Origin of the sequence: Kitasatospora sp. NPDC051984 (genome assembly GCF_044593455.1) — a bacterium.
Taxonomy (GTDB): Bacteria; Actinomycetota; Actinomycetes; order Streptomycetales; family Streptomycetaceae; genus Kitasatospora.
Map to the genome: position 1 here is coordinate 841,517 of NZ_JBIUCB010000001.1, position 16,661 is coordinate 858,177.

At 74.7% G+C, this 16,661-nt stretch carries 14 protein-coding genes; 10 read left to right on the plus strand and 4 right to left on the minus strand.

Features of this window, described 5'->3' with window-relative positions; all coding sequences use genetic code 11:
* Window positions 1-48: 48 nt before the first annotated feature.
* The 4 genes from ACIHEI_RS03795 (at window position 49) to ACIHEI_RS03810 (ending at window position 5,060) form a co-directional block, all read left to right on the plus strand.
* Window positions 49-1,755: a fatty acyl-AMP ligase gene (locus tag ACIHEI_RS03795; protein ID WP_396605454.1), complete on the plus strand. Its 1,707-nt coding sequence runs from the start codon at window positions 49-51 to the stop codon at window positions 1,753-1,755.
* A complete protein-coding gene (locus tag ACIHEI_RS03800) occupies window positions 1,752-3,503 on the plus strand; it encodes an acyl-CoA dehydrogenase (RefSeq protein WP_396605455.1) in 1,752 nt (583 codons plus the stop codon). The genes ACIHEI_RS03795 and ACIHEI_RS03800 overlap by 4 nt, the downstream gene beginning before the upstream one ends.
* Window positions 3,500-4,345: a 4'-phosphopantetheinyl transferase family protein gene (locus ACIHEI_RS03805; RefSeq protein ID WP_387637042.1), complete on the plus strand. Its 846-nt coding sequence runs from the start codon at window positions 3,500-3,502 to the stop codon at window positions 4,343-4,345. The genes ACIHEI_RS03800 and ACIHEI_RS03805 overlap by 4 nt, the downstream gene beginning before the upstream one ends.
* Before the next feature lie 109 nt (window positions 4,346-4,454).
* Window positions 4,455-5,060 carry a DNA-binding response regulator gene (locus tag ACIHEI_RS03810; RefSeq protein ID WP_387637039.1) on the plus strand — a complete coding sequence of 202 codons (606 nt, stop codon included), beginning with the start codon at window positions 4,455-4,457 and terminating at the stop codon, window positions 5,058-5,060.
* A gap of 19 nt (window positions 5,061-5,079) precedes the next feature.
* Here the strand turns inward: ACIHEI_RS03810 and ACIHEI_RS03815 are convergent, their stop codons facing one another.
* The 4 genes from ACIHEI_RS03815 to ACIHEI_RS03830 form a co-directional block, all read right to left on the minus strand.
* Window positions 5,080-6,303 (minus strand): sensor histidine kinase, encoded by a 1,224-nt coding sequence (locus ACIHEI_RS03815; RefSeq protein WP_387866164.1) that lies wholly within the window; start codon window positions 6,301-6,303, stop codon window positions 5,080-5,082.
* Window positions 6,304-6,366: 63 nt separating this feature from the next.
* Window positions 6,367-7,827: a SagB family peptide dehydrogenase gene (locus ACIHEI_RS03820; protein ID WP_396605456.1), complete on the minus strand. Its 1,461-nt coding sequence runs from the start codon at window positions 7,825-7,827 to the stop codon at window positions 6,367-6,369.
* Between the two features lie 30 nt (window positions 7,828-7,857).
* Window positions 7,858-10,134 carry a TOMM precursor leader peptide-binding protein gene (locus ACIHEI_RS03825; protein ID WP_396605457.1) on the minus strand — a complete coding sequence of 759 codons (2,277 nt, stop codon included), beginning with the start codon at window positions 10,132-10,134 and terminating at the stop codon, window positions 7,858-7,860.
* Window positions 10,131-10,301, minus strand: a complete 171-nt coding sequence (locus ACIHEI_RS03830; protein ID WP_387637028.1) for a hypothetical protein — start codon at window positions 10,299-10,301, stop codon at window positions 10,131-10,133. The genes ACIHEI_RS03825 and ACIHEI_RS03830 overlap by 4 nt, the downstream gene beginning before the upstream one ends.
* A 279-nt stretch (window positions 10,302-10,580) precedes the next feature.
* On the opposite strand from ACIHEI_RS03830, the gene ACIHEI_RS03835 reads away from it, so the two are divergent.
* From ACIHEI_RS03835 to ACIHEI_RS03860, 6 genes are all read left to right on the plus strand, one after another.
* The gene (locus tag ACIHEI_RS03835) at window positions 10,581-11,399 is read left to right on the plus strand and encodes a BTAD domain-containing putative transcriptional regulator (protein ID WP_387637026.1); all 819 of its coding nucleotides are present in this window, start codon (window positions 10,581-10,583) and stop codon (window positions 11,397-11,399) included.
* A 127-nt stretch (window positions 11,400-11,526) separates the two neighbouring features.
* On the plus strand, window positions 11,527-12,297 hold the full coding sequence (locus ACIHEI_RS03840) for a cyclase family protein (protein ID WP_387638824.1): 771 nt from the start codon (window positions 11,527-11,529) through the stop codon (window positions 12,295-12,297).
* Window positions 12,294-13,055 carry a thioesterase II family protein gene (locus ACIHEI_RS03845; RefSeq protein ID WP_396605458.1) on the plus strand — a complete coding sequence of 254 codons (762 nt, stop codon included), beginning with the start codon at window positions 12,294-12,296 and terminating at the stop codon, window positions 13,053-13,055. Before ACIHEI_RS03840 ends, ACIHEI_RS03845 begins: the two co-directional genes overlap by 4 nt.
* Window positions 13,056-13,209: 154 nt before the next feature.
* Window positions 13,210-14,478 carry a beta-ketoacyl-[acyl-carrier-protein] synthase family protein gene (locus tag ACIHEI_RS03850; protein ID WP_387637022.1) on the plus strand — a complete coding sequence of 423 codons (1,269 nt, stop codon included), beginning with the start codon at window positions 13,210-13,212 and terminating at the stop codon, window positions 14,476-14,478.
* On the plus strand, window positions 14,475-15,713 hold the full coding sequence (locus ACIHEI_RS03855; RefSeq protein ID WP_396605459.1) for a ketosynthase chain-length factor: 1,239 nt from the start codon (window positions 14,475-14,477) through the stop codon (window positions 15,711-15,713). The genes ACIHEI_RS03850 and ACIHEI_RS03855 overlap by 4 nt, the downstream gene beginning before the upstream one ends.
* A gap of 60 nt (window positions 15,714-15,773) precedes the next feature.
* On the plus strand, window positions 15,774-16,043 hold the full coding sequence (locus ACIHEI_RS03860) for an acyl carrier protein (protein ID WP_387637018.1): 270 nt from the start codon (window positions 15,774-15,776) through the stop codon (window positions 16,041-16,043).
* Window positions 16,044-16,661: the final 618 nt, after the last annotated feature.

The window sequence follows — 16,661 nt, forward strand, 5'->3', positions numbered from 1 at the left end:
AGCGCCGCCCGACGAGCGGGCCGGGCGCGGAACCTCCGGAGGTGCGGAATGCGGGAGCCGGCGACTCTGACCGAGGCCCTGGCCGAGCGGTTCGCCCGTGCGGCCGCCGACCCTGCGGTCCTCGAACCGGGCGATCCACACGATCCCGCTCCCGGTGCGCGCGCCGCGAGCTTCGGCGAACTCGACCGTCGGGCCCGCGAGTTGGGCCAGTGGCTGACGGAACGCCAGGTGGCCGGCCGGCCGGTGCTGGTGGCGCTGGAGACCGGCGTCGACCTCGCCGTCGCGGTGGTGGCCTGCCTGTATGCGGGCGCCGTCGCGGTGCCCGTCCCGCCGCCGTCGACGTCCGCGGCCGCCGCCGAGCGGACCACCGCGATCGCCCGGGAGACCGGCGCGGCCGTGGTGCTCACCGTCGCCCGGCACGCCGCGGACGTCTCGCGCCGGCTGTCCGACGCGGGGCGCGGCGCGGTGCTCTGCCTGGCCGTCGACACGGCGCTGCCGGCGGCGGACGGGTGGCAGCCGGCCCGGCTCGGCCCGGAGGCGGTCGCGCTGATCCAGTACACCTCCGGCACCACCGCCGCCCCGCGCGGCGTCCAGGTCACCCACGCCAACCTGCTGGCCACCATGCGGGAGATCCAGCAGGCGCTCGGCACCCACGCCGGTTCGCGGATCGGCGGCTGGCTGCCCTGCTACCACGACCTGGGCCTGATCGGGCAGTTGCTGCACCCGCTGTGGCTGGGCGCGACCGCCGTGCTGATGCCGCCCCGGCTGTTCCTGGGCCGTCCGGCGCGCTGGCTGGAGGCGATCGACCGGTACGGCGTGACGGTGGCCGCGGCCCCCGACTCGGCGTACGCCCGGTGCGCCGCCGAGGTCACCGACGCGGAACTCGGCGGGCTCGACCTGTCGCGCTGGGAGACCGCCGTGAACGCCGCCGAGCCGGTGTCCGCCGCCACCGTCGAGGCGTTCGCCGGTCGGTTCGCCGCGGCCGGGCTGCGGCCCGGGGCGATGGTCGCCGGGTACGGGCTGGCCGAGGCCACCCTGCTGGTCAGCACCACCGGCGGCGGCCCGGTCGCGGTCCGGACCGGGCTGCCGGTGGGCGCGGGCGGCGACCGACGGGTGGTCAGCTGCGGCCGTCCGCGCGGTGGCGAGGTGCGGATCGTCGACCCGGCTTCCCGGGCCGAGTTGCCCGACGGCGCCGAGGGCGAGGTGTGGGTGCGCGGGGCGGCCGTCGCCGCCGGCTACTGGCAGCGGCCGCTGGAGACCGCCGAGGTGTTCGGCGCCGTCACCGCCGACGGCGCCCGCGGCTTCCTGCGCACCGGTGACCTCGGCGTCCTCAGCGACGGCGAGCTGTACCTGACCGGACGGCTCAAGGACACCGTGGTGGTGGCCGGGCAGAGCGTCCACCCCCAGGAGATGGAACGCCGCCTGATCGACTGCGGCGAACGCCTGGCCTCCGCCGTGGTGTTCGGCGCCGACCAGCCCGACCGGCTGGTCGTCGTCCAGGAGGTCCGGCACCCCGGCCGCGACCAGGCCGCGCTGGCGGCGCTGGCCGCGCGGGTGCGCGGCTGCCTGGCCGACGAGTTCGGCGCCCGGCCGGCCGGCGTGCTGCTGGTCCGCCCCGGTTCGGTGCGCCGCACCACCAGCGGCAAGGTCCGGCGCTCGACGATGCGGCAACTGTTCCTGCGCGGAGACCTGCGACCGGTGTACGCCGAACTCGACGAGACGCTGCCGGCGCCGCCCCGGGAGGTGGTCCGGTGAACGTGATCGAGCAGCAGGAGGAGTGGGCCGAACTCGCCGTCGCCGCAGGCCCGGTGGGCGTCACCGAGCAACGGGTCCGGGAGCGCGTCGCGGAGTGGGAGCGGCGGCTCGGGGATCCCGACGACCCGGAGAATCCGGCCGGGTTCCGGGCGCTGCTGGCCGCCGACGAGCGGGCCGAGCCCGCCGAGGGTGCGGTGGCCGTGCTGCACGAGGGCGGGTTCGGGGCCGAGCTGGTGCCGGTGGAGCTCGGCGGGCGCTTCGAGCGGGCCGACGTGCTGGCGCGGGTGCTGCGGCCGGTGTTCCGGCGGGACGTCTCGCTGGGATTCGGGCACGGGATCACCTCGCTGTTCGCCGCCGCCCCGGTGTGGGCGGCCGGCAGCCCGGGGCAGCGGCGCCGGCTGGCCCGGCTGCTGCTGGACGGGCGGCCGGTGGCGATCGCGCACCACTCGCTGGCGCACGGCAACGCGATGTGGCAGGGGGAGTTCAGGGCTGTCGCGGACGGCGACGGGTACCTGCTGCGCGGGCGCAAGGACGTGGTGATCAACGCCGACCGGGCCGGTGCGGTGGTGGTGTACGCCCGCACCGGGCAGCAGGGCGGCAGTCACTCGGTGCTGCTGGTGGACCCGGCGGAGGCCGTCGGCGCGCTGACGGTGCTGCCGCGGCGGATCAGTACGGGCCTGCGCGGCTGCCGGTTCGCGGGGCTGGAGTTCACCGACCTCCCGGTGCCCGAGGACGCGCGGGTCGGACCGGACGGCGAAGGCGTCCGGCTGGCGCTGCGCACCTTCCAGCTGAACCGGACGCTGATCCCGGCGGTGGTGGTCGCCGCCGCCGACACGGTGCTGCGGGCCGCCGCCCGGGCGGCCAGCGGGCCGCGCCACCGGGCGCTGCTGGCAGGGGTGTTCGCCGATCTGCTGGTGTGCGACGCGATGGCCACCGCCGTGCTGCGGGCCCTGCACCTGCTGCCGGACAGCGCCCACCTGGGTGCGGCGGCCGTGAAGTACCTGGTGCCCGACCTGTTGCAGGAGGACGTGGAGGAGCTGTCCACGGTGCTCGGCGCGGCCGGGTACGACCGGGCGGGCGGGCCCGGCAGCCTGCAGAAGCTGCTGCGGGACCTGCCGGCGGCCAGCCTCGGGCACGTCGGGACGGCCGCCTGCCAGGCCGTGCTGATCCCGCAACTGCCGCTGCTGGCCCGGGAGTCCTGGCTGCGGGCGGACGAGCCGCCGGCCGCGCTGTACGCCTGGGAGGAGCCGCTGCCGCCGCTCGACCTGGGCGGGCTCGGGGTGGCCGGCGGCACCGACTTCCTGGCGGCCACGCTGACGGGCGCGGCGGCCCGGCTGCGCGCCCGCCCGCCCGCGGGGCCGGACGGGGTGGCCCTGGCCGAACTGGCCGGGGTGCTGGCCGAGGAGCTGTCGGCGGTGCGGGAGCGGGCGCTGGCGCTGCCCGCGGACAGCGCCGCCGCCCTGGCCAGCCCGTCCTGGTGCGCGCTGGTGGAGCGGTACGCGCTGCTGGCGGCGGCGGGGGCGGCGCTCGGCGGCTGGGAGGCCCGGCGGGGCGGGGGCGGTTTCCCGGCCGACCCGGCGTGGCCGGCGCTGGCGCTGTCCCGGCTGGCCCGCCGGCTCGGCCTGCCGGTGCCGCCGCCGTCCGCGGACTGCGTGCGGCGGGTGCACGACGAGGTGCTGGAGCGGGTGGCCGGCGGGCGCTCCCTGGACCTGTACGACACGCCGCCGGCCGGAGGAGGGGTGCAGTGACGAGCTATCAGGAGGCGGTGAACGCGCCACTGCTGATGCCCGGGCCGGGCGCCAAGTGGCTGCAGGTGCGGCAGGCGATGGCCTGGCACGGGCACGCGGTGGTGTACGCCTACACCGAGCAGTGGCAGGACGCGGTGCTGGCCGAGCCGGACCTGCGGCAGTTCCTCGGCAACCGCGACTGGCAGCGGCTCAGTTCGCTGGAGCAGGTCCGCACCCGGGAGCGGTTCGCGGCGTCCCGGCTGCTCGTCAGGTACGCGGCGGGGGCCGCGTTGCAGGTGCCGCCGGACGCGGTGGAGCTGGGCTACAAGCCCGGCGGCCGGCCGTACCTGCGGGGCTGCGACCAGATCGACGTCAGCATCAGCCACACCCGGGACCTGATCGTGGTGGGGCTGAGCCGGCGCGGCCGGATCGGGGTGGACACCGAACTGGCCGACCGCAAGGTCCGTTACCAGGACATGCGGCGCCTGCTGTGCACGCCCGCCGAGCGGGGCTGGCTGGGCGGGCTGCCGGCGCGGCGGCAGGAGAAGCAGCTGCTGCGGCTGTGGACGCTGAAGGAGGCGTACACGAAGGCGCTCGGGCAGGGCATGCGGCTGGGCTTCACCGAGTTCGGGTTCGCCGAGTTCGGTTCCGGCCCGGGGACGGCCCTGCACACCCCGGACGGTGCGGCGGCCGGGTTCGGCGAGTGGACGTTCGGTACGTATGCCCTCAAACGCGGCTACCTGGTGAGCATCGCCTGTCACGACGCCGGGCATCAGGCGGTGGCGGACACCGCGGTCTCCACCATGCTCGACGGCGGCTTCCTCGCGGAGGTGGTGAACCTGTTGAAGGCCGGTGCCCGGTAGCCGCGGACCCTGGAAATCCGTTTGTCCCAGAAGATCACAAGCTGCGCTGAGATCGTTATTGTTCAGCCTGATCGTGTGTCAAGTCTGTGGAAATAACGGGGGCAAGCCAATGATTCGCGTGCTGTTGGCGGAGGACATGCAGGTGCTGCGCAGAGCCCTGGTCGCGCTACTACAGCTGGAACCCGACCTGGATGTGGTGGCGGAGACCGGGTCCGGAGCGGAGGTGGTGGCCCGGGCGAAGGAGAGCGCGCCGGATGTCGCCGTGCTCGACATCGACCTGCCGGGAATGGACGGCATCACCGCGGCCGGAGAGCTGGCCAGGGAAGTGCCGGCCTGCCGGACGCTGATCCTCACCAGTCTCGGCCGGCCCGGCAATCTGCGCCGGGCCATGGCCGCGCACGTCGCCGGGTTCCTGCTGAAGGACATCGAACCGGGCCAACTGGCCGCCGCCATCCGGACGGTGGCGGCCGGCGGGCGGGCGATCGACCCGGCGCTGGCGGTCGCCGCGCTCGACTCCGAGCCCTCGCCGCTCACCTGCCGCGAACTGGAGGTGCTCCGGCTCGCCGCGGACGGCATGGAGGCCGGGCAGATCGCCGCCCGGCTGTTCCTGTCCGCCGGGACCGTCCGCAACTATCTGACCACCGTGGTCGGCAAGTTGAACGCCCGCAACCGGGTGGACGCGATCCGGATCGCCCGGGACGCCGGCTGGCTCTGACGTACGCCGGTGCGCCCGCTCAGGCCGCCTGGGCGGGCGCGTTCCGGCGGCCGGTGCCGCCGGAGCCCGACAGCGCCAGCGTCGCCGCGTCCAGGTCGATCGCGGCCTCCACCACGAACCAGCCGGTGCCGTGCGGGCCCGCGGTCAGCGTGCCGCCGAGCTCGCGCGCCCGGGTGGTGAGGTTGCCGATGCCGCTGCCGCCGCCGGTGTCCCGCACCAGCGGCGGCTGCCCGGGCACGGTGCGCCCGACGCCGTCGTTGGCCAGCCGGAACCGGACGATCCGGCCCTCGCGGACCGCCGAGATCTCGCACTGCTCGACCTTGCTGTGCCGCAGCATGTTGGTCAGCCCCTCGCGCAGCACCGTCGCCAGCACCGTCTCCACCTGCTGCGGCAGCAGCCCGAAGTCCAACCGGGCGGTGCAGCGCACCCCGAGCGTGGCCAGCATCGCCTTGGCGCTCTCCACCTCCGCGCTGAGCGACATCTCCCGGTAGCCGCGGGCCACCGCCCGGACGTCCGACAGGGCTTGACGGGCCGTCTGCAGAATCTCCGTCAACTCCTGCTGTGCCAGCTCGTGCTGGCCGGGCACCAGCCGGTACGCGAGTTCACACTTGAGGGTGATCGCGGAGAGGCTGTAGCCGAGCAGGTCGTGCAGGTCGCGGGCGAACCGCAGACGCTCCTGCGCCACCGCCAGGTTGGCGAGTTCGGCACGCGAGCGGTGCACCTCGATCACCAGGTCGGTCAGCCGGGACAGCCCGAAGATCACCAGGCCGTTGGTGACCGTGGCGACCGAGATGTAGAAGGTCTCACCGACCGGGTCGCCCATCAGCAGCATCAGCACGTTGCTGCCCACCACCACGCCGACGAACCCGGGCCAGGCCACCACCGGCCGCAACAGCAGCAGCATCGATCCGGCCAGGAAGCTCGGGATGCCGATCCACAGCGGGCCCAGCCAGCAGAACGGCACGTAGGTGATCACCGCCTGCACGGCCAGCGTCACCGGCCAGCGCCTGGCCAGCGAGGGGACCAACCGCGGGAAGGAATGCACCAGTTGGATGCCCAGCAGCAGCGCCAGCAGGACCAGCGTGCCGGACAGCAGCAGGCCGCTGGGGTGCAGTGCGAGGACGTAACTGGTCGCCACTCCGGTGTAGCCGAGGAACACCAGGGCGGTGATCGTCACCGCGGCCTTCGGTGCCAGCTGGTTGCCGCCCGGGTCGGGTTTCGGCCATGAAGCCTCATCGTTCACGATTTCCCCCTCGGACTCGTACGTTTCCCGCTTGCCGCTGCTCCCGGATCGTACGGGACATGACTAGCCCAGGTCTGCTGCCGGCGGGCTCGTACCGACCACGAACTCTCCGACGCTCGACTCGACGGCCCAGTCCAGTCCGAAGGCGCGGGCCGCGGTGTCCGAGTTGCCGGAGGCGAGCGCGCACGGGGCCAGGCCCATCGCGGTCGACACCAGGTAGAGGTTCTGCATCAGCACGCCGACGTCCTTCATCAGGCTGGTGTAGGCGATGCCGCTGAAGGCCTGGGTGGCGCGCCGGAACCGGGCGGTGATCACCAGCAGCAGCGGCGGCGGCCCGTCGGCGGACAGCGTGGCCTGGGCGGCCTCCCGCAGCTCGGCGGTCTCGGCGGCGGGCGCGTCCAGCGGCTCCAGCAGGTGGCCGAGCGGGTCGTAGTGGTAGACGCCGGGCGGCAGTTCGGTGTCCGGGCCGGCCACCAGGTACAGCTCCAGGGCGTACACCGAGCCCATGCTCGGGTACGGCCGCCCGTCCCGGTCGGCGCCCTCGCGGATCCGGCAGGCCCGGAACAGCAGTTCGCCGATCTGACGGGTGCTCAGCGGTGCCGGGCCGTACCGGCGCAGCGAGCGGCGGCGCTCCAGCACCGAGCTGAACGGCTCGTCGGAGGTGCGCAGTTCACCGAGGTCGGGGCGCGGCAGCGGGACGGCGGTGCGGGCGCCGAGCGGCTTGACGGCCGGCTCGGCGGGCATCCGGCCCAGGTGGGCGAAGGTCGCGCCGAACGGGCCGTCGCTGCGGCCGAGCCGGCTGCGGGCGTGCACCATCATGTCGTCGGCGGACCAGCCGGCCAGCGTCGGGTCGTCGTCCTCGGCGTACCGGGGCGCGTCGGCGCCGACGGCGGGGTGCTCGGCGGCGACCGCGATCCGGGAGGCCAGCAGGTAGCCGATCGCGGCCTCGGTCACCTCCTGGTCGAGCTGCAGGCCCACCGGCCGGTCGCCGCCGGACAGCAGGCCCAGCAGCTGCACCATCTCGGGGCGGTGCAGCTGCACCCGGTGGTGGGCGAGCGGCGACTCCATGCGCAGCCCGCCCTCGGCCCAGCGCAGCACCGCGAACCGGGACAGCCGGCACGGCCGGTCCTCGGGCACCGGCTGCGGGACGAACCAGGTGTCGCGGGCCAGCGGGACGACGCTCAGCAGCGGGGTGCCGCCGAGCGCCAGGGTGCGCACCAGGCAGTGGCGGATCCGGCGCAGCCCGCGCAGCAGCGCGGCCACCTCGGGGGAGTGGGCCTCGGGCCGGTCGAGGTCCTCCAGGCCGGGGAAGCCCGGCAGCACGTTGCTCAGCGACACCGGGCCGAGCGTCATCCGCTCCAGCGCGGTCCGCAGCACCGGGTCGGGGTTCTCGAAGTGCACCGGCCCCCAGCGGGTCTGGACGGTCACGGGGCCGTCCGGCCCGTCGTCCGGGTCGACCAGGGTGTCCTCGCGCAGCGACCACAGCTCGTTGAGCTGCGGGGCGGCCAGGCATTCGATACGCATCAGTCATCCAGCACGGTGAGCGGGGGCTGTTCAGACGAACAGCGGTACGGGGTTGAGCAGGTGGTACGGGGTGGGCGCGGTGAGGCGGCCCAGTCGCACCGGCACGTCGAACAGGCGGCCGGGGGCGAACCGGTTCCAGTGCGGGCGCAGGCCCGGCACCACGACCTTGGCGACCGGCAGGCCGGCCTCCGGGCGGGTCTGGTCGAGCACCAGCAGTTCCAGGCCGGCCCGGCGGACCAGCTGCTCGGCGGCCGTGACGTCGTCGCGCAGGTCGTCGTGCGGGCCGAGGGCGGCGGGGGCCGGGCGGCCGGCCGGGCGGGCCTGGTCGGGCAGCAGGTACGGGAGTTCGGCGACCTTCGCGGTGCGCATCCAGTCCATCGCCTGCGGGTCGGTGAAGCCGTAGCCGGTGCCGTCGGCGCGGGCGTCCACCACGTTCGGCAGCAGCTGGTTGACCTCGGCGAGGGCGCGGCGCAGGGCGATCGCCGGGTCCAGGTGGGCGCCGAAGCCGGGCATGATGTCCTCGGCAGGCTTGTCGGTGCGGCGGGAGAACGCCGCGACCACCGGGATGCCCAGGTCGGAGGTCAGCTCGATCGCCCACACCTCGCGGTGCAGCGAGGCGTGCAGGTCGCGCAGCTGGGCGACCCACGGGTCGGGGCAGGCGTCCAGGTCGATGCCGGGCTGCGCGGTGCGGTTGTACCACCACAGCGCGATGGCGTCGCGTTCCACCAGTTCCAGGAAGCCCTGCAGGACGGCGTCCTCCAGGGTGCCGCCGGCCGCCGCGCCGTTGGAGTTGGCCAGGCAGTAGCGGCGGCCGCGCTGCTGCGGGGCGTTGTAGTAGAGGAGTGCGGCGGGCATCAGCTTCTGCCGCTGCTCGGTCAGCGACCACACCGGCAGCCAGTCGATCGGGTCGTTCTCGTCGAACGGGTCGGCGATCTGGTGGAAGGCGCCCGCCCGGGCGTTCCACTCCTCGCGGCCGGCGAACTGCCGCGGGTCGAACAGCTGGACGGTGTCGGGGTGGACGGCGTCCGCCGCCAGCTCCCGGTAGCGGCCGCGGACGATCGGCTCGCCGCCCTGCAGGTGGCCGGAGTGCCGCTCCAGCGACTCGGCGAGCGCGCCGACCTCGGCCTGCAGGGCGGTCTGGCCCTTGCCGGAGGCGTTGGCGCGCAGCCCGGCGCGGACCGAGGCCAGGCCGGCGGCGCCGCCCACCGGGTTCAGCCCGGCGTGGAAGCAGTTCAGCTCGGCGGGTCCGCGCGGGTCGCGGCGGATCTCCTTGACCAGGCCGGTCAGCGGATCGACGTGGTGGCCGTAGCGCTCCATCATCTGTTCCAGCGTCAGCGCCCGGTGCCCGCCGCCGTCGGTCTGCGCCTTGGGCCGCGAACGCAGCACCACGGGTGCGTTGATGCGTGCGGCGACCAGTCCGGGGTCGCCGCACTGCGGGCACTCCGGGCGGCGGGTGACGGGGTGCCGGCGGCCGTCCAGGGTGAGCGAGTCCAGCGTCCACAGCTGCCGCTGGCCCGGGTGCCGGTGGCCGGCCAGCCACTTGGTGGCCTCCAGCGCGGCCAGTTGCAGCGCCGCGGTGCGGGCCGCGGGCAGCGAGCAGGCGCGGCGCGGGGCCGGGCCGGTGCGCTCCAGGGTGCGCTGGACGTGCGCCTCGACCTGCCGGCCGCACCACAGCCGGTCGGCCAGGCAGCTCCAGCACGCCCCGTCGGGCCCGAAGAACGGGCCGATCCAGGACTCCACGCCGTTCGCCCGGACCGGCAGCCAGGGCCGGCCCGCGGCCCGGTGCGCGGCGTCGATCGCGCCGAGCGCCGGGTCCAGGTAGTCCTCGCAGAGCACCACCGTCAGGTCGGCGCGGGGGCCGTCGGTGACGGTGTGCAGGCCCGCGGCGTCCAGCGCGCCGCGCAGCTCGGGCCGGTCGGCGCCGTCCGGGCCGATCGCCCGTACGGTGGCCGCGCCGAGCCGCTCGCCCGCCGCGAGTTCGTCCTGCCCGGCGGCCGACCAGTAGCCGTGCTGGGCGGTGGCCGGCCCGGCCGGGCGTTCGGACACCAGCCCGGCCCGGCGCAGTTTGGCGACCAGCGCGGCGGTCTGCTCCGCGCCGAGCTGACCGGCGGTCTCCCGCTGGAGGTCGTGCAGACTCCTCGTCCCGTCCAACAGCGGTGCCAGCCGGGCGATCTGCGCTCCGTGCAGCGCGGTGACCTGCTGGTCCGAGATCAGGTAGACCGCCTCGCCGGGAACCTGCTGCACGCTCAGGTGCGGCCGGAAGGCGAGGAACGGGCCGGGGCCGGCCGGGTCGAGGAGGTCGCTCACGCCAGGCGTCCGGAGGTGGCCTCGGCCGGGGCGGTCAGGTAGGCGTCGGCGGCGCGGCAGAAGCAGAAGATGCCGGGGCCGGTCGGCCGGGCGGCGGAGGAGTGCTGGCTCAGATCCTCGATGAAGAGGTCGTCGTCCTGACCGATGACACTGGCGTGGGGGCCCATGGTCTCTCCCGTGGTCGAGTTCGAGTCGCTGTTCGCTCGATGTGACCAGAAGTCTCCTGGCGGCGGCCCGATGGCAGCCAGTGCCAGCCTCACGAGCCGGATGTGAAGGATTCACGTTCGCCGGGTGCCGAAACGCATGCCCCGCTCGGGAGCCTGGCACTGGCCGCCGCGGAGCCGGCCGAGGGAGCCTGATGACGGCAGCGGAACCGCTCCGGTCCCGCATCCCCCACGGCGCGTCCCGGCAGTCGCCGGACGGGCCCATCCACGGGAGGAACCCTCATGGACATCAGAGTGCTCGGCCCGCTGAGCGCCGAGACGCGGCGCAGCTCCATCGTGCCGAGCGCCGGCAAGCCCCGGCAGATCCTCGCGCTGCTCGCGCTGTACGCCAACCAGGTCGTCCCGGTGCCGACCCTGCTGGAGGAGCTGTGGGGCATGGACGCCCCGCGCAGCGCCCTCACCACCCTCCAGACGTACATCCTCCACCTGCGCCGGCTGCTCGGTCAGGCGCTCGGCCCGGACGCCCCCTGCGGGGCCAAGGACATCCTGGTCACCCGGCACGGCGGCTACCTGCTGGAGGTCCAGCCCGGCGCCGTCGACGTGCACGAGTACGACCGGCTCGCCGAACTCGGCCGGGACACCACCGACGCCGGCGACGACGAGACCGCCGCCGAGATCTACCGCGAGGCGCTGGCACTGTGGCGCGGCCCCGCACTGGTGGACGTCAAGGTCGGGCCGATCCTGGACATCGAACTGGCCCGGCTGGAGGAGAGCCGGCTGCGGGTGCTGGAGCGCCGCATCGAGGCCGACCTGCGGCTCGACCGGCACGCCGACCTGGTCGCCGAACTCACCGGACTGACGGTCCGTCACCCCCTGCACGAGGGGCTGCACGCCCAGGCCATGGTCGCGCTGTACCGGTCCGGCCGGCAGTGGCAGGCGCTGGAGGTCTACCAGGGGCTGCGGGGGCGCCTGGTGGAGGAACTCGGCCTGGAACCGTCGCCGCGGGTGCGCAAGCTCCAGCAGGCGATGCTGGCCGCCGACCCCGCCCTCGACGGACGGTCCGGCCGCCGCACCCCGGTCCTCGACCTGTTCGCCGCCTGACGGCCCGGCGGCCCCAGCGCCGCCCTGCCCCGCCTCGAACGAGGTTCGAGGCGGCGACCGCACAGTGCTCCCACGCGTTCCGCCGCCCACCTGGCGCGGAACCCCGCACCCGACCGTGGGGGAGAACTTGCGGATCATCGACCTGTCGTCACCGGTGGACGCGGCCGGCTGGGAGCCGGACCCGATCGTCCACGAGATCATGACGCCCGCCGAGGGCGCCCGTCACATGGCCGACGAGATGCGCCTGCACTTCGGCCTCGACTTCGACCCGGCCGACCTGCCCGGCGGTGAGCTGCTGTCCCTGGACACACTCACCCTCACCAGCCACACCGGCACCCACGTCGACGCGCCGTCGCACTACGGCTCGGTCGGCGACTACGGGACGCCCCGCCACATCGACGCCATGCCGTTGGACTGGTTCCTGCGGCCCGCCCTGGTGCTCGACGTCTCCGACGTCGGGATCGGGGTGATCGGCGTCGAACGGATCGAGAAGGCCTTCGCCGAACTCGGCCACCGGCCCGCGCCGATGGACATCGTGCTGCTGTACACCGGCGCCTCGAGGCACGCCGGTACCCCGCGGTACTTCACCGATTTCGCCGGACTCGACGGCCCGGCCACCGACCACCTGCTCGACCTCGGGGTCCGGGTGATCGGCACCGACGCCTGGAGCCTGGACGCCCCGTTCGGGCACATGATCCGCAGCTACCAGGAGACCGGCGACAAGTCCGTACTGTGGCCCGCCCACTTCGCCGGGCGGCGCCGCGAGTACTGCCAGGTCGAACGGCTCACCAACCTGGACCAGCTGCCCGGACACGGCTTCACCGTCTCCTGCTTCCCGGTCAAGATCGCCGGCGCCGGAGCGGGCTGGACCCGCGCCGTCGCCCTGGTCGAGGAGTGAGCGGCACCCCGCCACCCCGGCTGATCTGCTTCCACCACGCCGGGGCCGGGATCTCCGCCTTCGCCCGCTGGCAGTCCGTCATCGGCCCCTCCGCCGACGTGGTGCCGCTGCTGCTGCCCGGGCGCGGCCCGCGGATCAGGGAACGGCGGATCACCGACCCCGACCGGCTGGTCGCCGAACTCGACTCCCTGATCGAACCGTTGCTCGACCGCCCGTTCGCCCTCTACGGCCACAGCCTGGGCGGACTGGTCGCACACGCCTGGGCCGCCGCCCGCCAGCGCTCCGGCGGCCCGCAACCCGAACTGGTCGCGCTCGGCGCCGTCCTGCCCCCGCACCTGCGCTCGCCGGTGCTCGCCGCCGCCGCCCTGCCCGACCCCGAACTGCTGCGCCGGCTGGTCGGATACGGAGTACTGCCGCCCGGCGCCGTCGAGGAGGACGAGGCGACCGGACTGTGGCGGCGCCGGGTGCTGCCCGCGCTCCGCGACGACCTGTACCTGGGCCGGGCGATCTGCGAACGCGGCGGCGAGCCGCTGCACACCCGGGTGCTGGCGGTGGCCGGCGAGGGCGACCCGATCGCCCCGCTGTCCGGGGTCTCGCAGTGGGCCCGGTACGCGCCGGGCGGCTTCGAGCTGCGCACCGTCCCCGGCGGCCACTTCTTCGTCCGGGAACGCGCCGCGCCGCGGCTGCTCGCCGAGCAACTCGACGGCCCGCGGGCCGGGTCGCGAGCGCTGCCCCGCCCGGCGTCGAGCGCGGCTTGAGGACGCCGCCGCAGGCTACCGGCGAACGCGGCGCGACCGCGGACGGCGACGCAGGCCACCGGCGAACGCGGCGCGACCGCGGAACCACGAGCGGCGAAACCGCAGAACCACAAGAGGAAGGAACGGCGTTGAACAGGACTAAGGGGAGGCGGCCATGAGCCGGCGAGTGGTCATCACCGGGATCGGCGTGGTCGCCCCCGGCGGGGTCGGCAGCAAGGAATTCTGGTCGCTGCTCACCGACGGCCGGACCGCGACCAGGGCGATCTCGCTCTTCGACGCCTCTTCGTTCCGCTCGCGGATCGCCGCCGAGGCCGACTTCGACCCGGTCGCCGCCGGGCTGAGCCCGCAGGAGATCCGCCGGATGGACCGGGCTGCCCAGTTCGCCGTGGTCAGCGCCCGCGAAGCGGTCGCCGACAGCGGACTCGACCTGGCCGCGCTCGACCCGTTCCGCACCGGCGTCACCGTCGGCAGCGCGGTCGGCGCCACCATGGGCCTGGACACCGAGTACAACGTGGTCAGCGACGGCGGCCGCGGCTGGCTGGTCGACCACCGCTACGCCGTCCCGCACCTGTTCGACTACTTCGTGCCCAGCTCGTTCGCCGCCGAGGTCGCCTGGAGCGTCGGCGCGCAGGGCCCCGCCGGAGTCGTCTCCACCGGCTGCACCTCCGGCCTGGACGCCGTCGGCCACGCCGTCGAACTCATCCGCGAAGGCAGCGCCGACGTGATGATCGCCGGCGCCACCGAGGCCCCCATCTCGCCGATCTCGGTCGCCTGCTTCGACGCGATCAAGGCCACCTCCCCGCGCAACGACGACCCCGAGCACGCCTCCCGGCCGTTCGACCGCACCCGCAACGGCTTCGTGCTCGGCGAAGGCTCCGCGATCTTCGTCCTGGAGGAACTCGGCGCCGCCCGCCGCCGCGGCGCCCACATCTACGCCGAGATCGCCGGATTCGCCACCCGCTCCAACGCGTACCACATGACCGGACTGCGGCCCGACGGCAAGGAGATGGCCGAGTCCATCCGGGTCGCCCTCGACGAGGCCCGGCTGCCCGGCACCGCCGTCGACTACATCAACGCGCACGGCTCCGGCACCAAGCAGAACGACCGCCACGAGACCGCCGCGTTCAAGCGCAGCCTCGGCGACCACGCGTACGCCACCCCCGTCAGCTCCATCAAGTCGATGATCGGTCACTCGCTGGGCGCCATCGGCTCGCTGGAGATCGCCGCCAGCGCCCTCGCCATCGAACACGGCGTCGTGCCCCCCACCGCCAACCTGCACGAACCCGACCCCGAGTGCGACCTCGACTACACCCCCCTCACCGCCCGCGAGCGGAAGATCGACACCGTGCTGAGCGTCGGCAGCGGCTTCGGCGGCTTCCAGAGCGCCATGGTGCTCACCCGACCCGAGCGGAGGACCGCATGAGCAGCGACCTGCTGGAACGTACTGGGACTGCCACGGCCGTGTTCACCGGCATCGGCGTGGCCGCCCCCAACGGCCTCGGCACCGACGCCTGGTGGCAGGCCACCCTCGAAGGCCGCAGCGGCATCCGCCCCGTCGAGCGGTTCGACGCCGCCCAGTACCCGGCCACCCTGGCCGGCGAAGTCCCCGGCTTCGCACCCGCCGAACACATCCCCGGCCGACTGCTCCCGCAGACCGACCACATGACCCGGCTCGCCCTGGTCGCCGCCCAGGAAGCCATCGGCCACGCCGGCCTCGACCTCGAACAACTCCCCGAATACGCCGCGGGCGTGGTCACCGCCGCCTCCGCCGGCGGCTTCGAATTCGGCCAGCGCGAACTGGAAGCGCTGTGGAGCAGAGGCGGCAAGCACGTCAGCGCGTACCAGTCCTTCGCCTGGTTCTACGCCGTCAACACCGGCCAGATCTCCATCCGGCACGGACTGCGCGGCCCCAGCGGCGTCCTGGTCAGCGAGCAGGCCGGCGGCATCGACGCCGTCGCCCAGGCCCGCCGCCAGCTCCGCAAGGGCAGCCGGGTCATCGTCACCGGCGGCGTCGACGGCTCCATCTGCCCCTGGGGCTGGGCCGCGCAACTCGCCGGCGGCCGGCTCTCCACCGCGACCGACCCCGCCCGCGCCTACCTGCCGTTCTCGCCCGACGCGGCCGGATACGTGGCCGGGGAGGGCGGGGCGATCCTGATCCTCGAGAACGCCGAATCGGCGCGGGAACGCGGCGCCACCGTCTACGGGCAACTCGCCGGATACGCCGCGACCTTCGACCCGCGGCCCGGCAGCGGGCTCGAACCCGGGCTGCGACGCACGATTCTGCTTGCGCTCGCCGAGGCCGGGGTGACCCCCGACCAGGTGGACGTGGTGTTCGCCGACGCCGCCGGCACGACCGAACCCGACCGGCAGGAGGCCGACGCGCTGCGCGCCGTCTTCGGGCCGCGCGGCGTCCCCGTCACCGCCCCCAAGACCATGACCGGACGCCTCTACGCCGGCGGCGGCTCGCTCGACCTGGCCGCCGCGCTGCTCACCCTCCGGGACCAGGTCATCCCGCCCACCGTCAACGTCGAACACGTCGCGGACGGCCTCGACCTCGACCTCGTCCTCGGCACGGCCCGACCCGCGACGGTCCGCACCGCCCTCGTCCTCGCCCGCGGCGCCGGCGGCTTCAACTCCGCCGCCGTCGTGACCGCCTGAACCTCCCCCACATCCCACGCCCCACACCCCGCACCGCACACCAGAAAGGCACCACCAGCCATGGCCGAGATGACCCTGACCGAACTCACCGCCCTGCTCCGCGAATGCGCCGGCGAGGACGAGAGCGTCGACCTCGACGGCGACGTCCTCGACACCCCGCTCGACGACCTCGGCTACGACTCGCTGGCGGTCCTCCAGACCACCGGCCGGATCGAGCGCGAGTACAACATCGAACTCGCCGAGGAGACCGTCGCCGAGGCCCACACGCCGCGCCTGCTGCTCCAGTTCATCAACGCCGGCCTCACCGAGAACGCGGCCGTCGCCGCCTGACACCACCACCGCGAGGGCCTGCGCCCGGCGGAAGGGGCCCCCTCCCCCTCCGCCGGGCGCAGGCCCTCGCGCCCATCCGCCGTGCGCGGCCGGGGACACGAGTGCGCTCCGCGCGGGGGCAGTGGGTGACGAGGGGCTTTGCGCTCCGCGCGGTGACTCGCGTCTGGCGACGATCTCGCGCTGCGCGGCGGCTTGGGTCCGGCGGCGGTTCGCGCTGCGCGCGGGGGCTGCGCCGCACCGGAGTGTCGGGCTGCGCCCCTCGGCGCCTTCGCTCCGCGCGGCCTCACAGCGTGCCCCAGCCCGCAGTCGCCGGCTCCGAGCGGGAGGTTGCGCTTCGCGCGCGCGGGAGGTTGCGCTTCGCGCGGTGATTCGCGTCTGGCGACGGTCTGCGCTGCGCGCGGGGGCTGCGCCGCACCGGGGTGTCGGGCTGCGCCCCTGCGGCGCCGTCGCTCCGCGCGGCCTCACGGTGTGCCCCGGCCCGCGGCTGACCGCAGTCGTCGGCTCCGCGCGGGCTTTGCGCTGCGCGCGGTGATTCGCGTCTGGCGACGGTCTGCGCTGCGCGCGGGGGCTGCGCCGCACCGGGGTGTCGGGCTGCGCCCCTGCGGCGCCGTCGCTCCG

What these genes read in the sequence shown, in the direction of transcription:
- ACIHEI_RS03795 (WP_396605454.1), top strand. Translation starts at nt 49, where the DNA reads ATGCGGGAGCCGGCGACTCTGACCGAGGCCCTGGCCGAGCGGTTCGCC.
- ACIHEI_RS03810 (WP_387637039.1), top strand. Translation starts at nt 4,455, where the DNA reads ATGATTCGCGTGCTGTTGGCGGAGGACATGCAGGTGCTGCGCAGAGCC.
- ACIHEI_RS03820 (WP_396605456.1), bottom strand. Translation starts at nt 7,827, where the DNA reads ATGCGTATCGAATGCCTGGCCGCCCCGCAGCTCAACGAGCTGTGGTCG.
- ACIHEI_RS03830 (WP_387637028.1), bottom strand. Translation starts at nt 10,301, where the DNA reads ATGGGCCCCCACGCCAGTGTCATCGGTCAGGACGACGACCTCTTCATC.
- ACIHEI_RS03835 (WP_387637026.1), top strand. Translation starts at nt 10,581, where the DNA reads ATGGACATCAGAGTGCTCGGCCCGCTGAGCGCCGAGACGCGGCGCAGC.
- ACIHEI_RS03850 (WP_387637022.1), top strand. Translation starts at nt 13,210, where the DNA reads ATGAGCCGGCGAGTGGTCATCACCGGGATCGGCGTGGTCGCCCCCGGC.
- ACIHEI_RS03855 (WP_396605459.1), top strand. Translation starts at nt 14,475, where the DNA reads ATGAGCAGCGACCTGCTGGAACGTACTGGGACTGCCACGGCCGTGTTC.
- ACIHEI_RS03860 (WP_387637018.1), top strand. Translation starts at nt 15,774, where the DNA reads ATGGCCGAGATGACCCTGACCGAACTCACCGCCCTGCTCCGCGAATGC.